The organism is uncultured Rikenella sp. (assembly GCF_947628055.1).
Classification (GTDB): Bacteria; Bacteroidota; Bacteroidia; order Bacteroidales; family Rikenellaceae; genus Rikenella.
In genome coordinates, this window is record NZ_CANQYJ010000094.1 from 1 (window position 1) to 9,461 (window position 9,461).

At 57.4% G+C, this 9,461-nt stretch carries 7 protein-coding genes; 1 reads left to right on the plus strand and 6 read right to left on the minus strand.

Features of this window, described 5'->3' with window-relative positions:
- Window positions 1–718: 718 nt before the first annotated feature.
- The 6 genes from Q0Z93_RS08310 to xerA all read right to left on the minus strand — a co-directional run bounded on the left by Q0Z93_RS08310 (window position 719) and on the right by xerA (window position 8,493).
- A complete protein-coding gene (locus tag Q0Z93_RS08310) occupies window positions 719–1,381 on the minus strand; it encodes a superoxide dismutase (protein WP_298064478.1) in 663 nt (220 codons plus the stop codon).
- Between the two features lie 149 nt (window positions 1,382–1,530).
- The gene (gene ilvC, locus Q0Z93_RS08315; RefSeq protein ID WP_298064480.1) at window positions 1,531–2,580 is read right to left on the minus strand and encodes a ketol-acid reductoisomerase; all 1,050 of its coding nucleotides are present in this window, start codon (window positions 2,578–2,580) and stop codon (window positions 1,531–1,533) included.
- A 173-nt stretch (window positions 2,581–2,753) separates the two neighbouring features.
- Window positions 2,754–3,314 (minus strand): acetolactate synthase small subunit, encoded by a 561-nt coding sequence (gene ilvN / locus Q0Z93_RS08320; RefSeq protein ID WP_298064482.1) that lies wholly within the window; start codon window positions 3,312–3,314, stop codon window positions 2,754–2,756.
- A 48-nt stretch (window positions 3,315–3,362) separates the two neighbouring features.
- The gene (ilvB, locus tag Q0Z93_RS08325; RefSeq protein WP_298064484.1) at window positions 3,363–5,108 is read right to left on the minus strand and encodes a biosynthetic-type acetolactate synthase large subunit; all 1,746 of its coding nucleotides are present in this window, start codon (window positions 5,106–5,108) and stop codon (window positions 3,363–3,365) included.
- Between the two features lie 54 nt (window positions 5,109–5,162).
- Window positions 5,163–7,007, minus strand: a complete 1,845-nt coding sequence (gene ilvD / locus Q0Z93_RS08330) for a dihydroxy-acid dehydratase (protein WP_298064488.1) — start codon at window positions 7,005–7,007, stop codon at window positions 5,163–5,165.
- A gap of 529 nt (window positions 7,008–7,536) precedes the next feature.
- Window positions 7,537–8,493: a site-specific tyrosine recombinase/integron integrase gene (gene xerA, locus Q0Z93_RS08335; protein WP_298064485.1), complete on the minus strand. Its 957-nt coding sequence runs from the start codon at window positions 8,491–8,493 to the stop codon at window positions 7,537–7,539.
- A 96-nt stretch (window positions 8,494–8,589) separates the two neighbouring features.
- Here xerA and Q0Z93_RS08340 point away from each other — a divergent pair, with 96 nt between their 5' ends.
- Window positions 8,590–9,018: a type II 3-dehydroquinate dehydratase gene (locus tag Q0Z93_RS08340; protein WP_298064486.1), complete on the plus strand. Its 429-nt coding sequence runs from the start codon at window positions 8,590–8,592 to the stop codon at window positions 9,016–9,018.
- The last annotated feature ends 443 nt before the right edge of the window (window positions 9,019–9,461 follow it).

The window sequence follows — 9,461 nt, forward strand, 5'->3', positions numbered from 1 at the left end:
CGGGAATCGGTTTCGCCTTGTCGAAGCCCGCGCACCCGCACGGGTTTCTCAAGTCAAAACACGATATTCCCGGGTCTGTCGTGTCTACCCCGCTTCCGGGGGGCGCGTGCGGAGAAAACTGTTTCCCGCGTCAGCGGGTCTAACGACGCCCAAGAGGATTTTTTGGCGATGATCTCTCTTTGTCAGGCCGGAGCCGGGCGGAGGCCTGCAAAATGCTCGCTGCGCTCGATTGCAGTCCCCGCTGGCTCCGGCCCCCAAAGGGTATTTACAGCCCGGCTCGAGTGCCGAGCGGCACCGGGCCTCCCGAGATGCGGCGTCTGGCCCGCCCGCTGACGCGGAAACAATCGTTCATTAATCGTACCGAAAATAACAGTATTGTTAATTATAGGTCCTTGTAAGCGTTTTCGCCATGTTGTCGGTGATCTTCCTATGTCAGACCGGAGCCCCGACTGCGGAGGCCTGGTGCCGCCGGGCACACCGACCGGGCTGTAACTACCCGAAATATCCTCTGCAGGCTGCGACCCGTTTTTTATGTACAATTCATTTTCGGATAGGACGCCCGGGAGAGAACGCAACGAGCACCGCCGAGTTGCGGGCCTCCCGTGGGGGAGGCGTCCGGCCCGCGCGACCAAAGGTCGCAAATAGCACAAATAATAAGTACAGTTAATCGACCTGATCTTCCCGTGTCAGGCCGGGGTTGCGGGTGCCGCCATCCCTTTTACCGGCGGTCGTAACGCTGACCGACCACTTTCCAGTCCACTAAGTCCCAGTAATTGGTGATGTATTCCGCCCGGCGGTTACGATAGTCGATGTAGTAGGAGTGTTCCCAAACGTCGAGTCCCATCAGGGGAATCAAACCGTAACGGAGCGGATTCCCGGCATTGGCTTCGGTAGTGATACGGAGGTTCCCGGCTTTGTCGGTGGCCAGCCAGGCCCATCCGGAACCGAATATTCCGGCAGCCGCACGTGCGAACTGTGCCTTGAACCGGTCGAACGATCCGAATTCTTTGTTTATGGCTTCTGCCAGCGCTCCGCTGGGCTGCGACTGGGGCGCGGGCGACATCCCGAGGAAAAAGAGCTGGTGGTTCAGCGATTGGCCTGCGTTATTGAAGATCGGCCCATTGGGAGCTTTTACCACGATTTCTTCGAGCGACATGCCGGCATACGGAGTGTCCTGTATCAAGGTGTTGAGGTTGTCGATATAGGCTTTGTAGTGCTTTCCGTAGTGGTATTCGAGAGTTTCCTGGCTCATTTTCGGGGCCAGGGCACCGAGGGCATAAGGCAGTTTCGGCAATTCGTGTTTGCGGGCGTTTTGCGCGGATACGGCGAGGATAGCGGTACTGAGCAGGAGCAGGGCGGAAAGTAAAAAGTGTCTTTTCATTATGTCGGCGGTTTTTGGTGCGAAACAGGTTAACAGTGGGTTCATTAGCAAATGATGTGCCAGTAAAAATTGCGGGCGGCTTCCTGTTGGGAAACCGCCCGCTTTCTTATCCGGAGAAATAATACTCCGCGCTAAGGCAATATGTATGCCTACTTGTTGTTTTCCGGACGTAGTTTACGCACCGTAACCCCCGCCTGCCACATTTCGCTCTCACGCAATTCCTTGAGCTCTTTTTCAAGCCCTTCGCGGTAGTCGGGTTTCGAGTTGCAGTCGATCGAACGCTGCGCTTCGTTCCCGTTGGCCACTTCGCTGTACAATTTCTGGAATACCGGCAAGGTAGCATCCCGGAACGGTTTCCACCAGTCCAAAGCTCCGCGCTGTGCCGTCGTCGAGCAGTTGGCGTACATCCAGTCCATCCCGTTTTCCGCCACCAGCGGCATGAGCGACTGGGTGAGTTCCTCGATGGTTTCGTTGAACGCTTCCGACGGGGTATGGCCGTGTTCGCGCAGCACCTGATACTGTGCCGCAAAAATCCCCTGGATAGCTCCCATCAGTGTCCCGCGTTCGCCGGTCAAATCCGAGAATACTTCGCGCTTAAAGTCCGTTTCAAACAGGTACCCTGAACCTACACCGATCCCCAGCGCCAGCACCCGATCCTTAGCCCGTCCCGTGGCATCTTGGAAGACGGCGAAGCTCGAATTGAGCCCTCGTCCTGCCACGAACATCCGCCGCAGCGAGGTTCCCGACCCTTTCGGTGCCACGAGGATCACATCTACGTCCGCCGGCGGTATGATCCCGGTTTTTTCCTTATAGGTGATCCCGAAGCCGTGCGAAAAGTACAGTGCTTTCCCTGCCGTCAAATGTTTTTTTACGGTCGGCCAAACGGCGATCTGTCCGGCATCCGACAGCAGGAATTGGATGATCGTCCCGCGCTGGCATGCTTCTTCGATTTCAAACAGGGTTTTGCCGGGTACCCAGCCGTCGGCTACCGCTTTGTCCCAGGTCTTCGAGTTTTTACGCTGGCCGACGATGACGTTGAAGCCGTTGTCGCGCAGGTTCATGGCCTGTCCCGGCCCCTGCACGCCGTATCCGATCACTGCGATCGTTTCGTCTTTGAGAATTTCTGTTGCTTTGCTCAGGGGGAATTCTTCGCGGGTCACCACGCTCTCTTCCACGCCGCCGAAATTGATTTTTGCCATTGTCGTGTATTGGTTTGTTGTATTTGGTTGTTCTGTGTCGTTCCTTGCGGAATGCGAAAGATACGCATTTATCCGCTAAATAAACCGTATAATAAAGCAGTTTGCATTGATCCGGCCTCGTCACCTATCCCCTAAAGAACGCGAAAAGCGTCAGCAGGCGGAAACACAGCGTTTCAATCGCCCAAATAACTGCCCCGACCGGCAATCTCATTCAAAGCATTCTCCACCGAGGCGTCGTGCAGCACGATATTTTCCGAATGCGTGAACTGCATCAGCATACCGCTGCCCGACAAGTAGTCGCGCAAGGCGTCGATCTCCTCTTTGGCTCCCGTCCGCTCCAGCACCACATATGCCGGATTGATCTCGATCACCCGTGCATTGTGTTCTCTCAGACAAGCATCCCCTCCCTTTCTGAACAGCTCCGGCGAAACCTTGTACAATGCGATCTGTTGCGCGGTAAATTCATCGGTGCGGTATTTGTCAGCCCGCAGCACCTCGATGATCCGCTCAATGCCGCTCAGTATCCGGCACGCCATATCCTCCGTCGTAAACGCATGGATCGTGAACATGCTGATCCCCTTGACCGGCGTCTCACTGACCTTGAGACTCTCGATATTGATCTTGCGCCGCGTAAAGATCGAGGTGATACGCCCCAGCACACCCACCTGATTCTCGGTGAATACCGTGATGATATATTCGCGAACCGTAGTATCCGTATTTTTTATCGGTGCCATAGTCGTTCTTTCGAGGATTAGAAAAATAACGGGATCCGAGCAGTCATTCTATTCGGAGTACAGCAGATCGTCAAGCGACGCCCCTCCCGGTACCATCGGAAAGACGTTGTCTTCCTTCCCGACGATCACTTCTATGAAACAAGGCCCCTCGGTTTTGAGCAAGGTCTCCACCGCCTCTCCGAGCTCCTCCCGCCGCGTAATCCGCTGTGCCGGAATACCGTAAGCCTCTGCGATTTTGACGAAATCCGGATTCACCAGTTCCGTAGCGTTGTACCGCTTTCCCATAAAAAGTTGCTGCCACTGGCGCACCATCCCGAGGAACGAGTTGTTGAGCACCACGACTTTGACCGGAATCCCCCAGTGAAGCATCGTCCCCAGCTCCTGCATCGTCATCTGGAATCCTCCGTCGCCGAGGAACACCACCACTTCCCGTCCCCGTGCCGGCCGCCCTTCCCGAGCTGTCGCCTCTTCGTCCAACGCCACCTTCGCCCCGATTGCCGCCGGCAGCCCGTAGCCCATCGTCCCCAAGCCCCCCGACGTAATCAAGCTGCGCGTATGTTTATAAGCGGAATACCTCGCGGCCATCATCTGGTGCTGCCCGACATCGGTCACGATCACCGCCTCCCCCGCAGTTTGCCGCGCCACCGCCGCCACCGTTTCGCCCATCGTCAGCGTGTCGCGTTCCGGCCGCAGCTGCCGGTCGATCACCCGCTCCCGTTCTTCCGCCGCATACCGTTCCGCTGCCTCGAACCACTCCGCACGCGACTTGCGGATAATGGCCCCCGCCCCGAGAATCGCTTCGACCGCCTCCCGCGCATCGGCCACGATCGCCAGATCCGTCCGCACATTTTTGTCGATCTCCACCGGATCGATCTCGATATGAATCACTTTCGCTTTCGGCGCATAAGTGTTCAGATTCCCCGTCACGCGGTCACTGAAACGCATACCGATCGCCACTAACAGATCGGCCTCCTGCGTCATGCGGTTCCCCGCCACATTGCCGTGCATCCCGACCATCCCGATGTTCAGCGGATGTCCGCTCGGTATACACGAAAGGCCCATCAGCGTCGCCGCCACGGGAATATTCCCCGCCTCCGCCAACCGGATCACCGCCTCTTCCGCCCCCGAAATCTTCACGCCGTTCCCCACCAGAATAAGCGGCCGTTCCGCGTCGTTAATCAAGGTCAGCGCCTCCTGCACCGCATCCGCATCGACCGCCGGCACCGGATTGTAACTCCGGATCCCCGTACACGGTTCCCATTTATAATCCCCCCGCTCCAGCAAAGCGTCTTTCGTCACCTCGATATAAACCGGCCCCGGCCGTCCCGATGCCGCAATGTAGAAAGCCTTGGCCAACGTCGGCACGATCTCGTCGAACCGTGTGATCTGGTAATTCCATTTGGTAATCGGCACGGTCATGTTGATCATGTCCGCCTCCTGGAAAAAATCGGTACCCAAAGCCGTCGACGGCACCTGTGCCGCAATGCACACCACCGGTGTCGAATCGAGCATCGCATCGGCGATCCCCGTCAGCAGATTGGTGGCTCCCGGCCCCGAAGTGGCCATGCAGACCCCCGTGCGATTGGAAACCCGCGCATAGCCTTGTGCCGCATGCACCGCCCCCTGCTCATGCCGCGTCAAGAGGTGTCGCAGCTCCGGATAGTCCTGCAACCGGTCGTACACCGGCGTAATGCTTCCCCCCGGATATCCGAAGACGGTCTTCACCCCTTGATTGATAAGCGAGGAGAGCAAGGCTTCTGCGCCGGTGATATTCTTTTTCTCGGTGTATTTCATGATTCGTCCCCTGAGTGATGGAAATAAGGGTTATCGGGGGTCTCCTGCCGTGTGTTATTCGACGATCCGGGTCGCCCCTTTGTCTGCCGACGAGACCATATTGGCGTACGCCCTGAGCGCCTTGCTGACCGTCCGTTCGCGATTCGGCCGGAATCCGCCTGTGGTGCGCAGTCGTTCCATGCGTGCGTCCAAAACATCCTGAGGCACTTCCAACGAAATCGACCGGTTCGGTATGTCGATCCGGATCCGATCTCCGTCCTCGACCGCGGCAATCAATCCTCCCGCCGCCGCCTCCGGCGAGCAGTGGCCGATCGACAAGCCCGACGTCCCTCCCGAAAATCTTCCGTCGGTCAGCAAAGCGCACGCCTTGTCGAGCTTAACGGTCTTCAAGTATGAGGTAGGGTAGAGCATCTCCTGCATCCCCGGCCCGCCTTTCGGCCCTTCGTACCGGATAACCACCACGTCCCCCGCCTTGACCGTCCCGTCCAGAATCCCCTTGCTGGCTTGCTCCTGCGAGTCGAAGACCCGCGCCTTCCCCTCGAAAACCAGAATCGAGGCATCGACCCCCGCCGTCTTGACGATACACCCGTCCTCTGCCACATTCCCATACAGCACCGCCAGCCCCCCGTCTTTCATATATGCGTGTTCGATGTCGCGAATACACCCCGCACTCCGATCTAAGTCATATTCCGCGTACATCTCGTGTTGCGATCCCAGGACGGTATTGACTTCCCCTTCCGTCCGTTTCCCGCCCGGTGCGGACAGGTACCGCTCCGTATCCGCCGCCACCGCCGTGGAGCCGAGGTTGGCAATATCATACCTCGCCACCGCCTGCGCCAGTGTCAAACCGTCGGCCCGCATCGTCGTTCCGTCGATCAACCCTGCCCGCAGCAGAATCCCCAATATCGAAAGAATCCCCCCCGCCCGGTTGACGTCCTGAATATGATAGGCCGAGTGGTTCGGCGCCACCTTGCACAAGACCGGCAGTTTCCGCGACAAAGCGTCGATGTCCCGCATCGTGAAATCCACTCCCGCCTCCTGTGCCACCGCTAACAGGTGCAGCACCGTATTGGTCGATCCCCCCATCGCAATGTCCAGGCTCATGGCATTGAGAAATGCCTGTTTCGTCGCAATAGCTCTCGGCAGTACATTGTCGTTATCATGGAAGTAGTAGTCCCGTGCATTTCTGACAATCAGCCGCGCTGCCTCCTCAAACAGCTTCCGCCGGTTTGCGTGCGTGGCCACGATCGTCCCGTTCCCCGGCAGCGACAGCCCCAGCGCCTCCGTCAGGCAGTTCATCGAGTTGGCGGTGAACATCCCCGAACATGATCCGCACGTCGGACAAGCCCCTTGTTCGATCCGTGTCAGCTGTTCGTCCGAAATCGCCGGATCGGCCCCCTTGACCATCACGTCGATCAGGTCGTAAGCCTCCCCATCGACCATCCCCGCCTCCATCGGCCCGCCGCTCACGAACACCGCCGGTATATTCAGCCGCATCGCCGCCATCAGCATCCCCGGCGTGATCTTGTCGCAGTTCGAGATGCAGATGATCGCGTCCACCCCGTGCGCCTGGCACATATATTCCACCGAGTCGGCAATCAAATCCCTCGAAGGCAAGGAGTAAAGCATCCCCCCATGCCCCATCGCGATCCCGTCGTCGATCGCAATGGTGTCGAACTCCGCCGCATAGCATCCCTCCGCTTCGATGATCCGTTTGATCTCCTGCCCGATCTCGTGCAGGTGGGTATGCCCCGGCACGAACTGGGTGAATGAATTGACGATCCCGATCACCGGCTGTCCGAACTGAGAATCTTTCATGCCGTTGGCCCGCCAGAGGCTTCGAGCCCCGGCCATCCGGCGTCCCTGAGTGGTTATGTCGCTGCGTAGTGGTTTCATAATATTGTATTTATATCCGGTCTTTGTGCTGGAGTGAACGGTTCTCTTTAACTTCGCTTCGCTCGTTTTCCTCGCGCTATCTCGGCATAGTCCGCCAGCGGCCTCTGCTCTCGAAACGCTGCTCGGTTGTGAGCAAAGAGAACCGGAAAAACTTTAGGCGATACTGTGTATCGCATGGGCTGCCGTAGTCAAGAGCGCTTCGCATGGATCGGGTCGGGGCAATGACGCGCTATGATGCAATGCAAGCCAAGCCTTAACGCATCATTGCTCCCGGCCCAAATAGAGCAAGGCTCATTCACTAAGAACGGTCATGGAATGCGTAAGCATTCCCGAAAGTCTCTTGGGTACTTTCTGTTCACAGAAAGTACAGTACCCTCAAACCAAACGAAAAGGATATATAAATAACAGTACGATTTTGGGTCACACAAATGAAAAGATAAAAAATCCACCGGTCAAAGATTTGTTCTGGTGGATTACGAAACCCAAAAGGGGCAATCGTGTTTTAATATATTGTTTAATAGTATGTTATAGTTTAATCATTGTCGGTCTCCACGCGTCGGTTTTTGTTTTCCGGATGGGCGAGCGGATGCAGTTCCATCGCTCCGCGCAGGTCGCGCATCTCCAAGTGGGTGTAGATTTCGGTGGTCAGGATCGACTCGTGGCCCAGCAGCTCTTGAACGGCCCGAATATCGGCACCGCCCTGCAGCAGATGGGTGGCGAACGAATGGCGCAGGGTATGCGGACTGACGGTCTTGGCGATCCCGGCCGCCGCCGCGCTCCGGCGGATGATGGTGAAGATCATGACCCGGGTCAGTCTCCGCCCCCGCTGGTTCAGGAAAACGATGTCGGCCGAATCCGCCGCCACGGGCATCGTGCGCCGCTGTTCGAGGTACAGCCCGATCTGCTGCAGTGCGGTGTCGGCGATCGGTATGAGCCGCTGTTTGTTCCCCTTGCCGGTCACGCGGACGACTCCTTCTTCAAAGAAGATGTCGCTCAGCCGCAGGTTCACCAATTCGCTTACCCGCAGCCCGCAGCAGTAGAGCACTTCTAAAATCGCCCGATTCCGGTGGCCGAGCGGCGCGCTCAGGTCGATCGTGTCGATCATCCGGCGGATTTCGTCGTAGGACAGCGTATCGGGCAGCTTCCGGGCGATCTTCGGCGAGTCGATCAGCTCGGTCGGCAAGGTCTCGATGCGGTCGGCGTGGAGCAGGTAGGTGAAAAAGCTCCGAACGCCGCTCAACACGCGCGCCTGCGTGGTGTCGCCGGCCCCGCTGTCGTAGATGCGGGCCATAAAGGCTTCGATGTCGGCGGCTGTCACTTCGGTCGGCCCTTTTGCTGTGTCGCTGCCGAGGATAAAGGCGCACAGCTGTCCGGCATCGTGCAGATAGGCTTCGATGCTGTTGGCCGAGAGGCTGCGCTCGAACCGCAGGTAGTCTCGATAGCTGTCTATGGCTTGCCGCCACGCTGTTTCTGTCTTTTGCTCGCTCATGCCTGCTGTGTCCGCCCGGCAACTCATAAAAATAACATCTGCCGGCGGCGAAATTACCCAAATTTGCACTATTTTTGAATCTCAATCGAAGAAAGAATGAAAAAACTGCTGATTATCAACGGGCCGAACCTGAATCTGCTGGGGGTGCGCGAACGGGAGGTCTACGGCTCGCGGACGTTCGAGGACTATCTGGCGGAACTGAAGGCGGAGTTCGCTGACCGGGCCGAATTAGACTATTTCCAGTCGAATGGCGAGGGGGCGATCATCGATGCGCTGCATGATGCGCGGAATTCTTACGACGGGGTGGTGCTCAATGCGGGGGGGTATACCCATACGTCGGTGGCGCTGGCGGATGCGATCGGGGCGGTGGCGGACTGCGGGCTGCGCACGGTGGAGGTGCATATCTCGAATATCATGGCGCGGGAGGGGTTTCGCCATGTGTCGCTTATCGCACCGCGCTGTGCGGGATCGATTGCGGGCTTCGGACTGCTCTCTTACCGTCTTGCTGTACTTAGTTTTTTATAATCGTTCGGTTTTTGCCTGCCGTTCTTTTTTATAATGATGTCGGCAGCCTCTGTGCAGCATTGTCTGCCCGGCCCGGGGGAGAAAAATGATTGCGGATTTTGACCCGGAAACGGCTTCCCTCCCGGGGGTGGCTCCGGCCTGACTGCTCCGCGGAAACCGAAATTTATTTAACAGTAGGTTTATTTAGCACTGTTCCGGATGGAACCGTACCTTTTCTGAAGAAAAGGTACCCAAAAGACTTTCAGATAGCTGCGCTACTCCTTAGGCTCCGCAGTCCTCTTGCATTGCGTTTGGTTCGGGGCGCGGGAATCGGGCCGATTAGGTACAAGCCTCATCATATCGGCCCGATTCCCCGCACCCCGACAAATCGAAGACAAGGGTACCCGGCAGGCTCAAGAGATGCGAAGCATCTCAAAAAGTTTTTCTGGTTCTCTTTGTTCACA